The following is a 22136-nucleotide window of genomic DNA, read 5'->3' on the forward strand; positions in this document are numbered from 1 at the left end:
TTAATACAGAAATCATGACATGCGTCAATTATTACTTAACAAGCACAACCTCATGATTAGTCCATCATATGTCTATTAACTATTTTAGCTTTTAGGTTTATCTGTGCTCGACTCTTATCTTTATTCTTTGAGCGTATCGCAATGCTTTTTGGTTGGCAAGTGATATACGCGATTGTTCTTGTCGTGGATCATATACAACCTGATGACTATATTGAGAGGATTTGATGATTAATAAAATCGGTATACTAACCAGCGGTGGAGATGCTCCAGGCATGAATGCCGCAATCCGTGGTATTGTCCGTACAGGTATTAGTGAAGGTTTAGAAATCTTTGGGATTTATGATGGGTATTTAGGATTGTATGAAGATAGAATGATTACTCTTAATCGTTATAGCGTATCGGATATTATTAACCGTGGTGGGACATTTTTAGGATCGGCTCGTTTCCCTGAATTTTGTTTAAAAGAAATACGTAGTATTGCGATAAACAATATGATCACACGTGGAATTGATGCTTTAGTGGTGATTGGTGGCGATGGTTCTTATATGGGTGCCAAATCTTTAACGGAAATGGGGTTTCCTTGTATCAGTCTACCAGGGACCATTGATAATGACGTAGCGGGGACGGATTATACTATTGGCTATTTTACTGCATTAGAAACAGTGGTAGAAGCTATGGATCGTTTACGTGACACCTCTTCTTCGCATCAACGTATTTCTATTGTAGAGGTTATGGGACGCCACTGTGGTGATTTAACTTTAGCTGCTGCAATTGCTGGAGGTTGTGAGTTTATCGTCTTGCCAGAGACTCCTGAAACTCGTGAGAAATTGGTTGATGAGATCAAAGATGGGATTTCTCAAGGCAAAAAACATGCTATTGTAGCTATCACTGAGCATATTTGCGATATTAATGAGTTAGCACAATATATTCAAGAAGAAACTAAACGAGACACACGTGTTACTGTACTAGGGCATATTCAAAGGGGCGGTTCTCCAGTGGCGTATGATCGCATTCTTGCCTCACGCATGGGTGCTTACGCCACTAAGTTATTACTAGAAGGTTCTTACGGATGTTGTATAGGTATTCAAAATGAGAAGATGGTACATCATAATATTATTGATGCTATTGACAATATGAAGCGTCCATTTAAATATGACTGGCTAGAGATTGCTAAGAAGTTGTATTAGCACTCTTTGTAGGTATTGTTATATCTTAAGTGCTATTATGATGTCAGTTTTAAAATCTTAGATGGCAAACTACCAGAACTATTTACACAGTGATGCTATGGTGTAAGATCATTTTGTCCATACATCGGTTGTGTATGGCAACTCTCTTCTAGCTAGTAATATCAGTGATCTGGTATGCCTACTACGTGTTGTCCTTGATAATTTTTTATACTCTTTTATACTCTAAGAGTAAAAAAGAAACACGATGGCTCTCCTTGTTATATGCGTGATCGACCTCTCATACATAGTCGAGGTCCTGTATTTATTGGGTTCATACCATCTATGTCTAGAACAGAATTTAGTGTCTAACCATCTAATTGATTTATCTTCACTGATTAGGCTAAATTCTATCCATGATACATAATCTTACGAGATACTAAGTAAATCGTTTAGGAAAATAAGATATTGTGCTTTGCTATTGCGTGTATAGCAATCATTATGTATAGCTTACATTAAATCACACTGTTTTTTCATGGAATCTATTTAATTTTGTATTGAGCAGCGCATAACTAAAATGTCTATCTATAATAAACACATAAGTAGTAAAATGCTACGATTTTATCTTAGGATTTCTTACCTCCGAATGAGGTAAGAATTTTAGAACAATTATTGCTCAATTATGGCGTAAAGTATCTTGCTATCCTGAAAAAATAGAGTTTTATACATATCATATTGGTATAATTATAGTATGTGCATAATATAAAACTTGCATGGTATAGCACTTAAGTAGAACTTAAGCGTGCATGCATTATTAGATTATACTTGGTATGTTCAGTATAATTTATAGTATAAGTTATACAGCTATTGAGACTGTATTTAAAATACAAATACAAATAAAATAGTTTCCAATTCAGCAAAATCATAACAGTTTAATTGAGTTGTTTTCGTGATGGGTTGAATGATGATTTCAACTCTATTATCAGAGATAGCATAATTTTAGTGATTGAAATTTTTGAGTTATAAATTTTAGAAGATTTTAACGGAGATACAGATATACATATAAGGAATACTTAATAGTAAAGGAATACTCAATAGTATTAGGTTATTTAGGAATCCTATAATTAAGATTTATTCTGGTTTCTTAGCATACACAGTCTTGAAGATAGGCTCCATTTTCTAACTGAATAAATCTGTAGTCATATTTATTCATTGAGGTTTATTATATTCCGTCGCCATATTCAAAACCTGTAAATACTGTTACCGGGTATTTATTCATAAGAATAGATGATATATTATTCTTATGTTGTTTACTGACAACATTAGCTGGGACGCCAGCAACAGTAGTATAAGCAGGGACTGGTTGTAGAACTACAGATCCAGCCCCAACTTTTGCCCAGCACCCTACTTCAATGTTCCCAAGAATCTTGGCTCCCGCTCCAATTATAACCCATTCCTGAATTTTTGGATGTCTATCACCGCTATCATCTTTACCAGTACCTCCAAGTGTCACTGATTGTAAAATTAATACATTATCCGCAATAACTGTAGTTTCACCGATTACAATGCCGGTTGCATGGTCTAGCAAGATACCGTGACCAAGTCTTGCGGCAGGGTGAATATCAACCGCGAATAATAACGAGCTTGCATGTTGAAGGTATATAGCAAGAGAGCGACGACCAACATTCCATAAACAGTGGTACAGACGATAAATTTGTAAAGCATGAAAACCCTTCAAATATAATATTACTGTAGAGTATTTATCAACAGTAGGATCACGGTGACGTGCTGCGTAAATATCATAAGCAGCAGAAATAATCATAGCTGGATTCTGTCGGTAAGTATCCTGAATGATCTCACGTAAATCTCTTTCAGATATAATATGATTAGCTAGCTTATTAGCTAAAATGTAGCTTAAAGCAGTTCCAAGATTATTATATCTCAATAGAGCAGAATGATAAAAACTGACCAGCATCGGTTCACATTCAGTGAGCTGACATGCTTCTTTTCTGATGTGACCCCAAATTTCTTCAGGCTCTATATGTAGCATCATTCATTCTCCAATAAAATATCGAGCATTTCGCAGTAAAAACTAATCAGTCTGACTTAGCTTCTATCATTCTCCTCTTTTCTTGTCCGACTCAATAGGGCCTCTGCGGCATCTGTAATGCTTTTCCCGCAATATAATATCTGATAAATTTGTTCACTAATTGGCATATCAACACCATAGCGTGCGGCTAGTGTTTTAATTTCTTTTGTGTTGCACCAACCTTCAATCACCTGCCCTATTGATTTTTTTGCGCTATAAATGTTATAACCTTTTCCTAGTAAGACGCCAAAGCGTCGATTACGAGACTGGTTATCTGTACAGGTTAGCACCAAATCTCCTAAACCTGACATGCCCGTAAAAGTAGCAGGATTAGCATGTAAAGCTGTCCCTAACCTAGTCATTTCCGCTAACCCTCTAGTGATCAATGTGGCCCTAGTATTAGCGCCAAAACCGATACCATCAGAGATGCCAGCTGCGATCGCAATTACATTTTTTACTGCTCCACCAAGTTGAACTCCAATCATGTCAGGGTTATTGTATACTCGTAATTTTCTGTTGCAATGTAATAGTTTTTGCAATTCTATTGCAAATGCTCTATCTGTTGCTGCTAACGTAATTGCGGTTGGTGCGCCTATTGCTACTTCATTAGCAAAAGTTGGTCCTGATATTACGGCTAAGGGGATATATTTACCAAGTATTTCAGATGCAACATCTTTGAGCAGGCGTCCAGTATTCTTTTCTAGACCTTTTGTTGCCCAGATTAAACGTGAATCAGTACGAAGATGAGGTTGAATGCGCTGCAACACATTTCCAAATACATAGCTTGGCACGGCTATCAGTAGATCTTGACTAGCTGATATTGTTTTAGCAAGATTGGTTTCAATTATTAAGGTGTCTGGAAAAAGTACTTTAGGAAGAATGGCACGATGATATCGGTATATTTTTAGTTGAGTCTGATGATAAGGATTGTGCCCCCATAGTATGACTTGATGGCCACTACGAGCTAGCATAATAGCTAGCGCGGTCCCATATGAACCAGCTCCAATAATGCTCATTATAGCATCAGAGTTTTTCATTTATGTATCCGGGGTGTGTTCTGTGTGTTTAGATTCCTGAAGGTACCTTATAAATAGGGTATCAAAATTTACCGGCTCAAGATGTAGTGATGGAAAGGTGCTATGCCATATTAAGTTAGCGATACATGCACGTGCGTAGGGAAAAAGAATATTTGGACAACATGAGCCTAAGAGATGTGCTATTTTGTTTTCTTCCGTTTCACTAACAGAGAAGATTCCGGCCTGTTCTACCTCGCATAAAAATGCAATTTTTTTAGAAAGGTTTGTAATAACAGTGACTCGTAGGATTACCTCGTACGTTTTATCTATCAAATGAGTAGAGCTAGTACCTAGGTTTAGTGTAACCTGAGGATCCCAAGGCTCTTGAAATACTTGTGGTGTTTTTGGTGATTCAAAAGAGATATCTTTAGTGTAAATCCGATGGATTTTAGGAGATCCATCACCATTATCTTTCTCTAACATAGAAACTTTGTAATCCTGTTAATTAGTACGATATGATCGTATCACAGCGCATATAAAGCGGTTCGCATTTTCACAGCCTATTCCTGATGATTATTGAGAGGGTATATAGTATTTTGTATAATCATTAGAATTTTGGGATTGTATTGCGCACCGTTTTAGATGTAACTTGATATTTCTCAATATCATTAAAGAGGTTTTTGTAAGTAATATATAAGCTTTTATTTATATATCATATATATTTTGAATTATATACATTAATAGTTCTAACTGAGATCACTACGTAAAATTTAGATAACTATTGCCTGTTTGTATTGATACAGGACTAGAGATGCATCATGCTTACAAAAAGTGCTATGCTTTATTGTTATGCAAAATCATGGATCTTTCTTCTGTAAGTGCTCAGCCATCATAATGCATTTTCTTATTAACAGACTGTATCAGTTCAGATTATATCGATTTTGGATAAAATAATCAGATATAGAACCTGCCTTGAAAACTCAAAAAGATTATATGCATTAGAAAAGATCATTAATTGCAATTAATATAGAATGGTACTCTATTAATTAATAAAACAGAAAATATCGCTATCTGGTGTGTTCTTAAGTAGTCTATTTTAGTAGATAGTTCTAGTTATTAACGTTTCGCCTTGTAATTAATAGGATTTAATAATCCATAATATGAGAGAGTCAATAGTTTTTCATCGAACTCAAAACTCACTAATGAGGTTAATGAATACTATGGGTTTTCTCTATTAGAGGATGTTACACATCAATGCGAAAGTTGAAAACTATACTGTCACTGCATGCTCGAATTAGTATAGTTTTATTAAGTATAGTGTTATTAAAGCATATTATTATATATATCTATATAATGCGACATAGTATGTATTATTAATACAGATGTCATTTTATATTGACTGCATGATGATTGGTCATAAAGCCGATTGTTTTATTATTCAGAGTGTCGCGTTTTAAAACTTAAACATATAATTGCATGTTTCATGAGATAGGATCTGTAATATTTTGATAAGGCAATATAGCATGAAATACCTTGGGTAAGGATTACATACTATGCAGTATTCGGCAGGTCACTACTATGTACAACATCAAGACTATATAAATCATCAAGTTTTAAGACGTAGGGTGGAATGTTACACTACTTGTATGAGAAAAATTTTAATTAATATGAATAGCAGTGTCTATTCAGTAAACACATCGATGATGTTCGTTACTGACGTGCAGAGTATGAAATTTTTATGTATTATACATATAATGTGATAGATAGCTTCGATAAATAATCTTATGAAAGTTGGCTTATGTAGGTATAAAGTCGTTCAGCGGGTTGCGCTTAACAAGGGTCATGACGGAAAAATACACACAAGTTATTACTAATTTTAGGTCTTATGCAGGTCGCGCTTCTTCTCTTAACTTTTATTGCGTTCAGTAGTTATAAACGAGTGTTTCTTGGGTATCTTGCGTGTTATTGGATACTATTTTATATTTATAACTTAAGCCAAACATAGCCTAGATATTTTTTGTATCTTGTATATAGTCAACACGGCATGTATTGAGGTATTTTTTATCACTGAGCGTGCCATGCGTCAATATTTTAATTATATTAAACTCCTATTATGATGCTCTTCATATGCTTTTCATGTGGCTTGTTTACTGAATCATTCTGCAGAATGTAGATTGTCAATTGACCAACGTTATATTAATCTATAATCATAATTGATGTAATTGGTCTTATGAGGTGTCGTGAAAAAAGATTATTTCATATCGTGATGGATTGAATCCATGAGGTCTTTAGAGTAAGCGTCGTGTGGTACTATATAAATTATAAATTGAATAGATAACATGTGATTCAATGTTGTGAGGCGGCTGACGATTAGAGTAGAAATATTTCATTTATACAACGAAGAGCATAGCCAGCAGAGTTTTATGTAATTTACATTTATGCTAACGTTGTTATGTAGTGTAATATTTAGACTTGATACTAAAAGAATTTTTAATGACAATTTTGACTATAATTTTATTAGTAGGTCTTTGACTAAGATTAGTCCATACGGACATATAATATACTATAGATAAAGCATTGATTATTTCTTAATGTTTACTGAGTGTGATGTTCTAGTATGTCCTAATTGGTCTAGGGTTAAAGAAGTTTTTCTTAACATTAAATTAATGAATTAAATTGTACGCATACATCTTTTTGATGTGCATGAATTGCTCAGAGTATATTTTAATGTTGTAATGTTGTAATGTTGTAATGTTGTAATGTTGTAATGTTGTATAAGGATTGCGTTATGCAGAATTTCTTCAGAATCTTTTAAGGTGTAGCATGAAAAAATTATATCCTAATACATTATTATAGATGCATCATTATGATAATCATCAGTATTTGGTATTATAAAAGTCAGTTTTAAGTTAAGAGATATAAAATTTCAATATATACGAAGATCTATATCTAGAATGTTAGGTCGATAAACTTTTTATGCTGATCAACGTTAAATAAACATTTATAAATAAAAACATATGATGGTTATATCGATAAAGTGACTTAATTAGAGTTGATTAACATCATACATATTCCTGCCTAATACAGGGTAACTTTGATTCAAGCATTATACATAATAAATTATTTAAAGATTAAATACATTCAATTTATGAGCAGATACTCATAAATCTTTTTGCGATACCTGAATGCCTCTGAAAGATTTCTGCTTTAATAATCTAAATAAACGCATAGACAACCTAATTTCTATATATTTTATTTTGTATCAAAAACATGGATAGTAATTTATATTATAAAAACATATTTTGAGTTGATTTAACTATAATATTGTTGAAATCATTTTTATGATTATCTTATGATGTTTGTATCATAATAAGATATTGAACGCATCTACTATATTAATAATAGTAAATTACAAAATGAATAGTAAATCACAAAATATAGTACAGTGAAAATTACCATTGAGATCTGACTGTCTCGGATATGATATTATGTATAGTGTGTATAATTGGTATCACATTACATTTTAATTTTTAATGTGATATAAAACAATAGGTATTAATAGGTATTAATCGATTTTTAGAATCGCCTGAAAGACAAATCGTGGTAGAGAGCTAAAACTAGCAACAGCTAGAGCTAGTTGGAATATATTAGGTGATTTCTTAAGTTAGGGCGGTATAATCTATGCTTGATCGCAGGTATTGACATACCTGCTTATCTACTGACATTGACGATAAATAAACTAGTTAATTCAATTAACTAATCAACTCATGGGAACTATCGTGAATCGCTATCTTGAATCTCAGGTAGATATAACATCCACTCTCAAGATCAGCTCAAGACAATGCACTTACTTATAAGCCTTAACAATAGCAATTCAAACGGTTATGGTGTTTGAAATTAATCTATAATTAGATATAGATGAAAAATATGAGATAGTTCATTTTTTATTTTTATTGCATGACTACTACTGAAGATAGTAACGATCTAAGTAATTTCGTTGCAAAAATTAGATTTTTTTAGCAGGTATTGATATGGTAGAGAATTAATTGATTGTGCAATTAAGGTGTGATCCATAAAATGACAAAAATTAGGAATATCATATACGGTGGCTGGATCGTCAGAGAGAACTAACAAGGTATCGCCATTATTTATATGACGTATAGATTTTCGTACCATCATGAGGGGCTCGGGACAGCGAAGTCCCTGTGTATCAAGAGTATATTTAGCGGTCATGATTAAAAGGTTATTATTAGGTTTTTTCATTAGTCTATAACTATAAATAAAATAATAGCAATTATTAAATTAAAATAATAGCAATTATTAAATTAATACTAAATACTATATAGTATTGATATATAGTATTGATATATAGTATTGATATATAGTATTGATATATAAGTATTGATATAAGTATTGATATAAGTATTGATATAAGTATTGATATAATTATGCTATATATTTTTTACTATCTGAATTCTAATACATAATACAGCTTTCTCCACTATAACATAATTCAGTCAGTATACGGAAATGCATGCTTAATTATGTATTGTATAGATGATACGCCCAGTACATATTAATCTCCAATAGTCTCCATCTTTGATCATAATCTATAGTAAACATTTAAAATTGGTAACGATAAGAATTATTATAGCGAAAAGGAATAGTATTATGATAAGCTATCAAACGTTAATTACAATGCTAATTGCTCTAACGATTACCAGTGGTTGCTCCATCTCGGATAAATTAGTTTATCACCCGGATCTGATTCAAGGAAATTATTTATCTCACAATAATTTAGTAAAAATTCGTATTGGAATGACACAAGAACAAGTCAGATCCATCTTAGGAACCCCTCAGGTTAGTGATCCATTTGGTAGTAATATTTGGTACTATGTATGTCGTCAAAAAATTCGGTATAGGCCTCTTCAACAACAAACATTAAAGTTAGTTTTTAATCATCAAGGAATCTTGACTAATGTAAATAATCAAAGAATTATATTTACACATAGAGAGATTGGATAGCAAATCTCGCATTAATCATCTAATTATACCCATAAAGTATCCAGCGTTCTTTCGGACAGCCTTCTGAAATTTTTTGATACTTAAAGCTATAAAGTTTTCGAAAGGTGAGATCGCACAAATTAGAGATTCCGATATATAAGATAAAATGTATATCAATTTCTATGTTTACTAATTATATTAGACAATATCTATGTTTCCTTGTAAAATAAAAAATCAAAAAATTCTCAAAAGCAATAAAATTTAAAACAGAGTTATTTGTATAACTAAATGCAATTGTTTATATGATTGTATTTGAATTACAGCTATTCATTATGCTATCCATAGTTAGTATATGCATAGCTTCATCGTAGATCAAATATATTTCGCCAATAAAAAATACTAGGAGTGTTTTTTGTAAAAGACTCTAGTCTGTACAGACTCTAATTCATTTTAGAGATATAACCATTCCAAGAACTAATAATTACATCAAGTTAATCGTTGTGCGTATCTTGTGGCTACAATTGAATTATTATAATTACATTTATTCATCATGAGTGGTAATTTGTATCATTTAATATTTATAATTTATAATTTATAATTTATAGTTAATATTACTGTGTGGTACTATATAAATAGTGATATGCAAAATATTTAGTATATGAACTATTTTTCAGAAACACCTGTCTTAAACGTTTTGTTTTACAAGGAATGGCAATGTTTAAAGGAAGCATTGTAGCATTGATCACACCAATGAATGAGCAAGGTATCGTATGTTATAGTAGTCTAAAAAAACTCATTAATTATCATGTGAAAAGCGGAACTTCAGCTATAGTCGCTTTAGGTACGACGGGGGAATCAGCTACTTTGACTCATCAAGAACGTCGTCATGTAGTTGAACTGGTACTAAAGTTTTCCAAAGGGCGCATTCCGATCATAGTTGGTACTGGTGTAAATAGCACTGCCGAGGGTGTTTCTGTAACTAAATCTTTTGAAAATTCCGGTGTATCTGCATGCTTAAGCGTAACGCCTTACTATAATTGTCCAACACAAGAAGGACTTTATCAACATTTTAGAATCATTGCTGAAAATACCAATCTACCGCAAATACTATACAATGTTCCTTCTCGCACCGGTGTAGATTTATTACCAAAAACCATTGCACGCCTTTCTAATATTAAAAACATTATTGGCATTAAAGAGGCCACTGGGGATTTATTACGTATCACTGAAATTCAAAAACTAGTCGCAGAGGATTTTATCCTGCTCAGTGGTGACGATCCCACTGCATTAGATTTTATGGAACTAGGTGGGTGCGGTGTTATATCTGTAACAGCTAATATTGCTGCTGACCAGATGGCAAATCTGTGTGACGTTGTTAATCAAGGAAATATGCAACAGGCGCATTTCTTAAATCAAAAGCTAATGGGTCTTCATCGAACATTATTTATTGAACCGAATCCTATTCCTGTCAAATGGGCAGCAAAAGAGCTAGGCTTAATAGAGAGCGATATGCTGCGTTTGCCAATGACACCATTAACTAAGATTAACTGTGCTATTGTCCAACAGGCTATGGAAGATGCCAATCTTCTTTTGACTTAAAGGAGTATGTACATGGCTAATGCAGGACGTCGGTCCACGATGGCGGTGATTTTAGGACTATCATTACTATCATTACTGTTATTGCTGTCTGCTTGCTCGAGCAAGACATGTGATAAAAACCAGGAAATAAGCAATTTATCCACTTTAGAAATTGATCATTCTAGGGAGTTAAAAGCCCCGCCTGGAATGATCCTTCCAACACGAAATCCGTATTTCTGTATTCCCTACATGCCCATCACAGTGGGTCAGCATTATAAACAGGTAGATCTTAAACCACCCGTTCAGACTTCTATCAAAGGCCAACATTATGATGCTCAGATATCTGGCAATGTAGGAACCTTGATTATTAAGGACTCATCAGGTGCTACTTGGTCACAGGTAGTTCATATTTTGCAAAAAGCTAAATTTACAACTCTATATCGGCAGGATGCACGTAAAATTTTATTTACTGATTGGGTGCAATGGGCCCCTCTGCATGATTACAAAGAGCATATCTACTCTGGGCGCTATCAAGTTTCTATCAAGAACCATGGCATTGATCAGCAAATAAAAGTAACCTTAATTAATCTGAGACGAAAAAACAAGGTGGTGAACTCCCCTGTTCAGATTCAGTATTACACCGCAAAGATGTGTAACTATATAGCTCAAAAACTAAACACGATGATAGATCAGAACCACATGGATCCCGTGATACCTAATAGATATAAACGAAATATTCATATATATAGTAGTACTAATGATGCCGGTTTACCTAACATAATTTTATGTGCTTCTTTTGAGCATGTTTGGCGCTGGTTACCAGATATACTAAAGATATTAAGCATGGACTTAAAAGAGAGTAATTATTCACATGGGAGCTTCAAGGTAAAATATAATTCGTTAAGCAGGAAAACAATTCATAAATTAGGTGTTTCTGATATGAATTTAAAAAATGGTTACTACAAGATTCAGGTTGGCGATCTAGGCCCTTATAGTAGTTTACAATTTTTTGATCCATCAGGTCGTCTATTAAATCGATTGCAACATGAGAACATGCTTGCGGTTCTCAATCGGATTGTAACAAAAAAATAAGTATCTCTGAACATCCTTAAACAGTAGTCTCTGTTATAACTATTGTGATAGTCTGTATGTTTAGACAAGAAATTTTAATAGTAATGTGGTGATTTTACACTAAAATGGTTGTCCTGTGCTAGGTATCCTAGTGCAGTCTCATCTAAAAGATGTACCATTATTATATGTTATGCTCTTACTCTTTAATACTCTTTAAATTTAAATTTTGCATGTTATCTGTTGTATAATATAAATGTACATTCTGCACAATAGGGTTATTTGAGATATAGATTATAATCTAGGTTATCTCTAACCAAAGACCAAAGAACATGGCTGATTAGCACTATATTATATATAACACCATATATATATCACACCATGTTTGATTAATGTTCACTTAAAATTATATATATTTTTATAAAATATACTGGTATTAGTCATCTTGACTAAGGATACGCAAAAAGTAACGCACTAATCACGAAAGAGTGTAGCAAAAACTCACAATATAAGGGTTAACTATTTATTTTATTTTTGGCTCTGGAGAGATTCAGTGAAGTATTATCAATATACAACAATATAGCCCTAATGCTGTCAAAAATACTATTTCGGTATTGCGTGAATCAAAAAAATATTTCAGTAAATGTGTTGGTTAATATATAACTGCATATCAGATTGATACGCGTGACTAGTTCTCTTCATAATTGCATTTGTTACATAAATATTAACGGATTATATATAGAGCTAGGCAATGAATCACATCATTGATGTTACATGATCATACGTTTGAATTAAAAGTTTAAGCTAGTGATTAGCACAGTGCGCACTCGCGTAAAAACGTATAGGTATTACATGATTAGAGTTGAGTAAACACGATGCGTAAGATAATTGAGTTGTATCGCGGCAAAACAAAAACCCTATATAGCACGGATAATCCGAACTTATTGGTACTAGAGTTCCGTGATGATGTGTCCGCCTTAGATGGTCAACGCATTGATCAGTTTTATCGTAAAGGGTTGATTAATAATAAGTTAAATTATTTTATAATGTCACAGTTACAGGAGGCTGGCATACCAACTCAAATCGAAGCATTATACTCTCACAATGCAATATTGGTGAAAAATCTAGAGATGGTTCCACTGGAATTTGTATTGCGTAATCGTGCAGCAGGATCATTAGTAAAACGTTTAGGAATTGAGGAGGGTGTGCGTCTTTGTCCTCCGCTGTTTGATTTATTTTTAAAAAATGATAGCAAGCGCGATCCTATGATCAATTCCTCCTATTGCGAGACATTTGGCTGGGTAAGTAAACATCATTTATCGCATATGCGCGAAATAACTTTCCAGAGTAATGAAATTTTAAAAAAACTGTTCTCTGCGATCGGTTTTATCTTAGTAGATTTTAAATTAGAGTTTGGCATATTTAATAATCAAGTAATGCTAGGTGATGAATTTTCTCCTGATAGTGCTCGATTGTGGGATGCAAAAACTCTTAATAAAATGGATAAAGACCTCTACCGGCAGAACCGGCAGACTCAAGTAGGCTTAATAGAAGCTTATGAAGAAGTTGCCAACCGTTTAGGCGTAAAACTAGACTAATGGATGTCAATAAAATGACCTTATAGGTCATCATAGACTATTTGGATTGTTAATCTAGATGATGATATGAGTTTCAGTAAAAAGTTTTGCCCCTAAAATTTACACTACGCAAGTAAAAGCTTCATACACTGATTGTATTTACATAAAAATCTTATCATAGAAAACACTGAGGCCATTTACACTGATTAAGTGTAGTGTAAGATAGATCAGACTCTGAACTGGTCGTAAGTATACAAGTATACAAGATAAGCGCGGTCTTATATCATCATGCGATGATATACCATATAACATGTTCAGTGTGTTGTGATGAACTTATGTGATATACATAAGTATAAAAATATATTTTTAGGAGCGTAGGAGCATAGTAAGCGTTAGACGCCCCTTGTATAGATTAATTAGATTAATATTTTCAGGATTATTGGAATGATCCAGTATGTCCGCGCAGTAAAACAGCAGTTATGTTAGGATATAATAAAAAGTAGGATATCATAAAAACGTAGGTTATTTGTAGGTTATGGGCTAGATGTGTAAAAATTTTTAATTTAAATATCAGTCTGATGCGTTTGATATTTTTAGTTAGATCAAGTCTACATTCAATAAATGCACGCGTAAATTTTGCAAAAATATTTACATGATGTTGTTACACCTGTAGTTTAAAATTCTTTGTATCTTTGAGGTATACTTAGAAAGAGTGACAATTTTGTCTAGTTCTTCATTAAGTACATGCATTAATTCTTGCATAACAACACGATATTTAGTCCTGGATCTTTATGATTGTTTATAAAGAATAAAACAAATCTCAGTGTATAGACTTTCTTTAGTCTGTTATCTGTCTGTCATCCGTACATATATCACATTGTGAATATTTTCAAACAATTAGCAGCTTACTTAATAAAATACTATCAGTACCAATAGTTACTTAATAGTTAGATTTGAATCACTTTTTTCTTTTATTTAGATAAAAACTTGTAATGTTAGTTTAACCAAACGATACGAGAACTTTTTATATTGAATTTATATTGAATAAAGGTAATCAGACTATCTATTTAGACATAGCCTAAGTGCTTGACATGCTAAGTTGGTATAATTGTTAAAAGATTTACAAAATAACCACGGCTAACACTTACAAAGCTATCATATAGCGGGATAGGCTCTCATGCCTTGACAGTGTCATGGTTGCGGTAATATATGTTTATATAATAAAATATGCCCATTTTACCTGCATTCTCTGTATGTAGCTAATGTCATTCATTTTCACATCAGTTTGGCTCTCTTGTTATGTCTCACAATCTTATTGTAGCGAAATTTGGCGGTAGCAGTATGGCTGATTATATATCTATGCAGCATAGTGCAAATATAGTGCTAAAAAACCCTGCTATACGCTTAGTGGTATTATCAGCATCTGCAGGGGTGACTAATCAGCTATGTTTGCTAGCTGTAGGTCAGCACAAAAAACAACGCACCTCCATACTCTCTCAACTGGTCCAAATGCAAGAGGCTATTATTAATCGATTGATTCACCAAGAGGTAATTCGTAATAAAATAACTTGCATACTCAGTAATATTCAAGCTCTTTCTAAAACTGCAGAGTTTTTACAATCTTCTGAGCTAACTGATGAGTTGATTAGTTATGGTGAGTTAATGTCTAGTTTACTTTTTGTGGAAATCCTTCGCGAGCGTAAAGTGGTAGCGGAGTGGTTTGATGTGCGTAGAGTCATGCGTACTGATGCGTGTTTTGGTTCTGCAGAGCCAAAACTGAGTATGCTTAAAGAGCTGGTTCAGCATCAACTAAAGCCTCTTGTTTCAAAGGCATTAATCGTTACACAAGGGTTTATCGGTCAAGAAGAAAAAGGACGAACCACGACTTTAGGTCGTGGAGGTAGCGACTACTCTGCAGCAATGCTTGGAGAGGCGTTAAATGTTAAAAGGATTGATATCTGGACTGATGTGTCTGGAATTTATACCGCGGATCCACGATTGGTTCCGTCTGCTAAGCGTATTGACAAGATCACTGTTAAAGAAGCGTTTACAATGGCGACCTTTGGTGCAAAGGTATTACATCCAGGAACTCTCTTACCTGCAGTGCGCAGTAACATGTCAATATTTATTGGTTCCAGTAAGCACCCAACAGCTGGTGGCACCGTTGTATGTCATGAGAATCATAATTTACCTTTGTTTCGAGCTCTCGTTTTACGCTCTCACCAAACATTGCTAACATTACATAATATTTATATATTGGATACGTTTGGTTTTTTTGAAACAGTATGTCAGTTATTAATACGTCATGGCATTCATCTGGATTTAATAATGCGTTCTGAAGTAAAATTAGCAGTAACTCTAGAGGAGACCTGGTCTTTTGTCATAGCCAGTGATCTGTTAAATCCAACATTGCTGACCGAGCTTGCTGCTTGTTGTAAATTAGAGGTAGAAGAAAATTTAGCACTAGTTTCAATTATTGGAAATAAGATTTCTAGGGTTAAGAGCACTGATCAAAAACTTTTGAGTTTATTAGATTCATGCAATATACGCATGGTTTTTGACAGTTATCCTCAATTTGCGCTCTGTTTTTTAGCACCTACTAATGATGCCAAGCAGATAATACAAATGCTTCATTATAAGATATTTGAATAATGCATTAAAATGGATTAAAAATAGAGTTATGATCTTGTGTTTATTTTATTTATTTGAATAATAAAGATCTAGTGATTTTGGATATTTTTTGCATGTTGTTTCAAAACGATACATTAACTAATAAAATTATGATGAAGTAATCTGTATAATATCATATATTATTAACTGACAAATATTATGAACTGACAATAGAGATATTGTAATAAAACAAAATAAAGATTTTCTATTAAGAGATATTAGTTTTAAGAATATATATAAGCTATAGATGTACTAATAAATAGTAACATTAATTAACTTGATGATCTTAACATCTCTTTCCGTATATTCTATCACTTTTATTAGACTATACATGTAGTGCTTGTGAGTTTTGATATGACGTTATAGACGTAATAATTTTTTTAGTGATGCTTTTCATTAGCAATACTCCTAAGATTAAGTGAATTATTATCATTAATAGGTAAATCATTAGTAAGGTCAATAATGATTTTTAACCTAAGATTTTTAAAATCTCTGAATAACGCAGAATACATAATGATATAACATAAAATTTATGGTATTATAAATATATATTTATTGTAAATCGACATTTTTGGCAATCGACATAATTAAGATTTTGATATTTAGATTATTTATTGAATCTTCACTTCTTCATGATAGGTTAATAACAGAAAAGAGTTACTAGTCTAGCATGGGCAGCTAGTATTCCATATATGTTTTTATGTTCCTTAGATATTATCTGTATTATGTATAATGATAAGATAATGATCTTAGCGAGAAATCGATTAATAACGCTTATTACAATTAATATGATCTATTCTATAGCTAACAAAAACACCTAAAAAAAAACACCTAAAAGATTAATTTTCATTTACATTATAACTGATAAAGTTTGTCTTAAAGATTACTACTCTAGGATCGCCTACGATGATGAGATAATAATGCGTTAGTTATAGTAAGGCTGTATACCTAGGTATACATGATATATAAATATAAAATAAAAAATATATGAATATAAAATAAAATTTAACTTTTTTTGAGTAAAATCAATATGCCTATAACTATCAAAAGTATTGCTCATCAATGGGGTTTTATTCTTTTTTTGGTTGCTGCAATATGTCTTTGTTTATCAATGTTAACTATATCATGGTTTTTAGGTAGCAAAAAACACGGGAGATATACTGATACACCATTTGAATCAGGTATTGCTTCTATTGGAAGCGCCAGATTGCGATTATCTGTTAAATTCTATTTAATAGCCATGTTTTTTGTTATCTTTGATGTTGAGTCCTTGTATCTCTACGCCTGGGCAGTCTCAATTCGTGAAGCCGGGTGGACTGGGTTCATTGAAGCTACAATTTTTATTTTTATTTTGCTTGTGAGTCTGTTTTATTTAACTCGTATTCGAGCTCTAGATTGGTCTCCTGCCTATCGTCAATCTCATAGTGATCAAACTACTATCTGACATAACAGTTCAGGTATTGAAGATTTTTATTGATGCGCCAAGCTACCCCTTAGAAAATAGAGACAATACATGAATTACACTTTAACTCGCCCTAATCAAAATAGTGAGAATGATACTTACCCTTTGCACAAACAGAAACAGGTTGATGACCCTTTAAAAGAAAACATATATCGACATATTTATTTTGGAAAATTAGAACTTCTCTTACACAAGCTTGTAAACTGGGGGCGTAAGAACTCTCTTTGGCCATTGAATTTTGGATTGTCTTGTTGTTATGTAGAAATGACCACCGCATTTACTGCAGTACATGATGTGGCTCGCTTTGGATCAGAAGTTATTCGTTCATCGCCGCGACAAGCAGACTTGATGGTAATCGCTGGTACTTGTTTTATTAAGATGGCTCCAGTCATTCAGCGTTTATATGATCAAATGTTAGAGCCGAAATGGGTAATTTCTATGGGAGCATGCGCGAATTCTGGTGGTATGTATGACATTTATTCAGTAGTGCAAGGAGTGGATAAATTTTTGCCAGTAGATGTATATATCCCGGGTTGTCCACCGAGACCAGAGGCGTATATACAAGCGTTATTATTATTGCAACAATCCATTGGAAAAGAGCGTCGTCCATTAGCATCAGTGATGGATGATCAAAACGTATATCATGCTAATATGACATCCGAAAGAGAGAGAAAAAACTCAAAGCGTATTGCTATTACATATTTGCGCTCACCAGACAAAATATAATTTTTATAAGTAATGATAATAGATCCACTATTTAAGATGAGATAGTAATTACTTTTAATACAGCAAGAATCACGCGTCCGTTAAATGGTTAAAATAGTGAAATAATTTATGATAGATTTACCTGATAAAGACGTTGTTCACGCGGTAGTGAGCGCTCTGGATGAGCACGATGATCCAGTTATTTCTAAACTTTACCATCGCTTTGGTTCTTATTCTTTTAGTTTGCAAGCCACATGCACCGGTATGGTTGTAGCTTGGGTACAGCGTGAACAAATATTAGCAATTGTGCAATTTTTGTATGAGCTTTTTAAACCACATGTGATGTTATATGACTTGCATGGTGTAGATGAGCGCCAGAGGATATATCGTAGTGGTTTACCAAAAGCAGATTTTTCTATTTTCTATCATTTTATTTTTATTAAGGACAATCGTGATTTAATGCTAAAGTTGGCGCTCTTAGAGCATAATTTGCACGTTCCAACTATTAGTCATATTTTTAAAAATGCGAATTGGTATGAGCGTGAGACCTGGGAGATGTTTGGTATCAACATTACTGGACACCCTCATTTAACTCGTATCATGATGCCAAGAAATTGGGAAGGTCATCCGCTTCGAAAAGACTATCCTGCGCGTGCTACTGAATTTAAGCCTTTTGAGTTTACTAAACAAAAAGAAGATCTCGCCATGGAATCTCTACTTTTTCGGCCGGAGGAGTGGGGCATGAAACGATCAAGTACTCATGAGGATTTTATGTTTTTGAATCTTGGCCCCAATCACCCATCTGTGCATGGAGCGTTTCGTATTATTCTTCAGCTTGATGGAGAAGAGATTATTAATTGTGTACCAGATATTGGCTATCACCATCGTGGCGCAGAAAAGATGGGGGAGAGACAGTCGTGGCACAGCTATATCCCATATACTGACCGTATTGAATATCTGGGTGGTTGCATCAATGAGTTACCTTATGTTTTAGCGGTTGAGAAGCTAGCTGGCATTATAGTGCCAGAACGTGCAGAGGTCATCCGAGTAATGCTATCCGAGTTGTTTCGCATCAATAGCCATCTATTATATATCTCAACATTTATACAGGATGTTGGTGCTATGTCGCCGGTATTTTTAGCTTTTACTGACCGTCAAAAGATCTATAATGTTATAGAGGCTATTACTGGGTTCCGCATGCATCCAGCCTGGTTTCGGATAGGCGGTGTAGCGAGTGATCTCCCAAAAGGATGGGAACGTCTGCTTCATGAGTTGCTTAAATGGTTACCGCAACGTCTAAAATTATATAAGCAGGCTGCATTAAACAACTCTATTTTTATTGCTCGTACCAAGGGTGTCGCTTCTTATAATATGGAAGAAGCATTATCTTGGGGGGTAACAGGAGCAGGGTTGCGCGCAACTGGTCTCGATTTTGATATACGTAAATGGCGGCCTTGTTCTGGGTATGAAAATTTTGATTTTGAAATCCCTATCGGTCATGGTGTCAGTTGCGCTTATACTCGGGTTATGCTGAAAATGGAAGAAATGCACCAGAGTATGCGTATTTTAGAACAGTGCTTGCATAATATGCCAACAGGTCTATTTAAGGCTGATCACCCCCTTACTACCCCACCACCTAAAGAGCGCACTTTACAGCATATCGAAACTTTAATTACTCATTTTTTGCAAGTTTCATGGGGTCCAGTGATGCCAGCTAATGAATCTTTTCAAATGGTAGAAGCTACCAAAGGAATTAATAGTTACTATCTTATTAGTGATAAAAATACGATGAGCTATCGTACGCGCGTACGCACACCTAGTTTTCCCCACTTGCAGCAGATTCCTTCGGTGATAAATGGTAGCTTAATATCAGATCTAATTGTCTATCTTGGTAGTATTGATTTTGTGATGTCAGATGTGGACCGATAATATGCATAAGAATAAGGTTTTACTCAAAACTCAACATGAATCTCAACCTAATGATATCGCGCTGAGCGCTTTAGAGTGCGCTGCTATAGTTAAGGAGAGGGTGCTTTATGAGGAGCCCCATGCCGTCATAATCGAAGCGCTTCATATCATTCAAAAACATCGAGGATGGGTGTCTGATCATTTAATTAAGAGTGTTGCTGATATTTTAGAAATTCCCGCTAGCGATGTAGAAGAGGTAGCAACTTTTTATAGTCAGATTTATCGTATGCCAGTCGGTCGTCATATTATTAGATATTGTGATAGCCTAGTGTGTTATATTCTGGATTACCAGATAATTCAAAAAACACTAGAAGCATGCCTAAAGATTCAGCCAGGACAAACTACGAAAGATAAGCGTTTTACGTTACTACCAACCTGTTGTCTTGGTAATTGCGACAAGGGCCCAACATTAATGATTAATGACAGAACTTACGGTCACGTCAAGTCACAAGATATTACTCAATTACTGGAGGAGTATCCATGAGGCAGATTAAGCGTACACCTGATATGCATCCTCTTACTTGGCGAATGCGCAAAGATCAACAGCCAGTTTTTTTAAAGGAATACACAAATACCAATGGATATTCCAGTGCAGAACAAACCCTGAAAAGCATGACGTCAGAGCAAGTTGTTGAGCTTGTAAAGGAGTCTGGTCTTAGAGGGCGGGGCGGAGCTGGTTTTCCAACTGGCTTAAAATGGAGCTTGATGCCAAAAGATGCATCAAGAAAGACTCGCTATTTATTGTGTAATGCAGACGAAATGGAGCCTGGAACCTACAAAGATCGTTTGTTAATGGAGCAAATGCCGCATCAATTAATAGAGGGTATGTTAATTAGTGCCTACGCTTTAAAAGCATCTCGAGCGTACATCTTTCTGCGAGGTGAATATATTGAAGCAGCAGTGAATTTGCGCCGGGCAATTTTAGAAGCACAAGAAGTAGGCTTATTAGGAAATGATATTTTCGGTACTAATTTTAACCTAGATATTGTTGTACATACTGGTGCAGGTCGTTATATCTGTGGTGAAGAAACTGCTTTAATGAATTCCTTAGAAGGACGTCGTGCAAATCCACGATCAAAACCACCATTTCCATCGTCAATAGGGTTATGGGGTAAACCAACTTGCATTAATAATGTTGAAACTCTTTCAAATATTCCTGCAATTTGTGCGAATGGCACAAAATGGTATAAAGGTATTTCAAAAAGTATGGACACAGGAACTAAAATGATGGGTTTTTCTGGTCAAGTAAAGAATCCAGGTGTTTGGGAACTTCCGTTCGGTGTGACGGCTCGCGAAATCCTTGACGAGTATGCTGGTGGCATGAAGAGCGGATTAAGATTTAAAGCTTGGCAACCAGGTGGGGCTAGTACTGAGTTTTTAACTAACCAGCACCTGGATATACCCATGGAGTTTGCAAGTATTAGTAAGGTCGGTAGTCGTTTAGGAACAGCATTAGCTATTGCAGTAGATCATACAATCAGCATGGTGTCTCTGGTGAGCAATATCGAAGCATTTTTTTCTCGCGAATCATGTGGTTGGTGCACGCCATGTCGTGAGGGATTGCCTTGGAGTTTAAAAATCTTGCGATCCCTCGAATATCATCAAGGGCAGGTAGGGGATCTCGAGACTTTACTCGATCTTTGTCGGAATCTAGGCCCAGGAAGAACGTTCTGCGCTCATGCACCAGGGGCAGTAGCACCACTTCAAAGTGCTATGAAATATTTTCGCGAAGAGTTTGAGGCGGGTATTCAATGCTCTAATCTTAATAGTCACTCGTATGTCATTCATGGCATTCAATCAAACTCATCTGATGTTTAAAGCATGCGCCTACCTAAC

15 protein-coding genes are annotated in these 22136 nt (G+C 34.4%); 11 read left to right on the forward strand and 4 right to left on the reverse strand.

Annotated elements, in window-relative coordinates:
• Positions 1 to 224 precede the first annotated feature (224 nt).
• Positions 225 to 1187, forward strand: coding sequence for a 6-phosphofructokinase (pfkA, locus tag CIPSTX3056_RS00220; RefSeq protein ID WP_072665973.1), 963 nt, complete (start codon positions 225 to 227; stop codon positions 1185 to 1187).
• Positions 1188 to 2385: 1198 nt separating this feature from the next.
• Here the strand turns inward: pfkA and cysE are convergent.
• From cysE to tusA, 4 genes are all read right to left on the reverse strand, one after another.
• The gene (gene cysE, locus CIPSTX3056_RS00225) at positions 2386 to 3213 is read right to left on the reverse strand and encodes a serine O-acetyltransferase (RefSeq protein ID WP_072666509.1); all 828 of its coding nucleotides are present in this window, start codon (positions 3211 to 3213) and stop codon (positions 2386 to 2388) included.
• A 56-nt stretch (positions 3214 to 3269) separates the two neighbouring features.
• The gene (gpsA, locus tag CIPSTX3056_RS00230; protein ID WP_072665974.1) at positions 3270 to 4289 is read right to left on the reverse strand and encodes an NAD(P)H-dependent glycerol-3-phosphate dehydrogenase; all 1020 of its coding nucleotides are present in this window, start codon (positions 4287 to 4289) and stop codon (positions 3270 to 3272) included.
• The gene (gene secB, locus CIPSTX3056_RS00235) at positions 4290 to 4751 is read right to left on the reverse strand and encodes a protein-export chaperone SecB (protein ID WP_072665975.1); all 462 of its coding nucleotides are present in this window, start codon (positions 4749 to 4751) and stop codon (positions 4290 to 4292) included.
• A 3501-nt stretch (positions 4752 to 8252) separates the two neighbouring features.
• Positions 8253 to 8531, reverse strand: a complete 279-nt coding sequence (gene tusA / locus CIPSTX3056_RS00240; protein WP_231939190.1) for a sulfurtransferase TusA — start codon at positions 8529 to 8531, stop codon at positions 8253 to 8255.
• Positions 8532 to 8939: 408 nt separating this feature from the next.
• Between tusA and bamE the strand changes: the two genes are divergently transcribed.
• The 10 genes from bamE (at position 8940) to nuoF (ending at position 22118) form a co-directional block, all read left to right on the forward strand.
• Positions 8940 to 9293 carry an outer membrane protein assembly factor BamE gene (gene bamE / locus CIPSTX3056_RS00245; protein ID WP_072665976.1) on the forward strand — a complete coding sequence of 118 codons (354 nt, stop codon included), beginning with the start codon at positions 8940 to 8942 and terminating at the stop codon, positions 9291 to 9293.
• Between the two features lie 693 nt (positions 9294 to 9986).
• Complete coding sequence (gene dapA / locus CIPSTX3056_RS00250; protein WP_072665977.1) at positions 9987 to 10871, forward strand: 4-hydroxy-tetrahydrodipicolinate synthase; 885 nt, start codon at positions 9987 to 9989, stop codon at positions 10869 to 10871.
• 12 nt (positions 10872 to 10883) lie between these two features.
• Positions 10884 to 11942, forward strand: coding sequence for an outer membrane protein assembly factor BamC (bamC, locus tag CIPSTX3056_RS00255; protein ID WP_072665978.1), 1059 nt, complete (start codon positions 10884 to 10886; stop codon positions 11940 to 11942).
• A gap of 851 nt (positions 11943 to 12793) precedes the next feature.
• Positions 12794 to 13516 carry a phosphoribosylaminoimidazolesuccinocarboxamide synthase gene (purC, locus tag CIPSTX3056_RS00260; RefSeq protein WP_072665979.1) on the forward strand — a complete coding sequence of 241 codons (723 nt, stop codon included), beginning with the start codon at positions 12794 to 12796 and terminating at the stop codon, positions 13514 to 13516.
• Between the two features lie 1278 nt (positions 13517 to 14794).
• Positions 14795 to 16147, forward strand: a complete 1353-nt coding sequence (gene lysC, locus CIPSTX3056_RS00265) for a lysine-sensitive aspartokinase 3 (protein WP_072665980.1) — start codon at positions 14795 to 14797, stop codon at positions 16145 to 16147.
• A 1048-nt stretch (positions 16148 to 17195) separates the two neighbouring features.
• On the forward strand, positions 17196 to 17609 hold the full coding sequence (locus CIPSTX3056_RS00270) for an NADH-quinone oxidoreductase subunit A (protein WP_072665981.1): 414 nt from the start codon (positions 17196 to 17198) through the stop codon (positions 17607 to 17609).
• Positions 17610 to 17678: 69 nt separating this feature from the next.
• On the forward strand, positions 17679 to 18353 hold the full coding sequence (locus tag CIPSTX3056_RS00275) for an NADH-quinone oxidoreductase subunit B (protein ID WP_072665982.1): 675 nt from the start codon (positions 17679 to 17681) through the stop codon (positions 18351 to 18353).
• A 108-nt stretch (positions 18354 to 18461) separates the two neighbouring features.
• Positions 18462 to 20261, forward strand: coding sequence for an NADH-quinone oxidoreductase subunit C/D (nuoC, locus tag CIPSTX3056_RS00280; protein ID WP_072665983.1), 1800 nt, complete (start codon positions 18462 to 18464; stop codon positions 20259 to 20261).
• 1 nt (position 20262) lies between these two features.
• Positions 20263 to 20784 (forward strand): NADH-quinone oxidoreductase subunit NuoE, encoded by a 522-nt coding sequence (gene nuoE / locus CIPSTX3056_RS00285; RefSeq protein ID WP_072665984.1) that lies wholly within the window; start codon positions 20263 to 20265, stop codon positions 20782 to 20784.
• On the forward strand, positions 20781 to 22118 hold the full coding sequence (nuoF, locus tag CIPSTX3056_RS00290; protein WP_072665985.1) for an NADH-quinone oxidoreductase subunit NuoF: 1338 nt from the start codon (positions 20781 to 20783) through the stop codon (positions 22116 to 22118). Before nuoE ends, nuoF begins: the two co-directional genes overlap by 4 nt.
• Positions 22119 to 22136 lie beyond the last annotated feature (18 nt).

Source organism: Candidatus Erwinia haradaeae (genome assembly GCF_900698965.1).
GTDB classification, from domain to species: Bacteria; Pseudomonadota; Gammaproteobacteria; order Enterobacterales; family Enterobacteriaceae; genus Erwinia_E; species Erwinia_E haradaeae_A.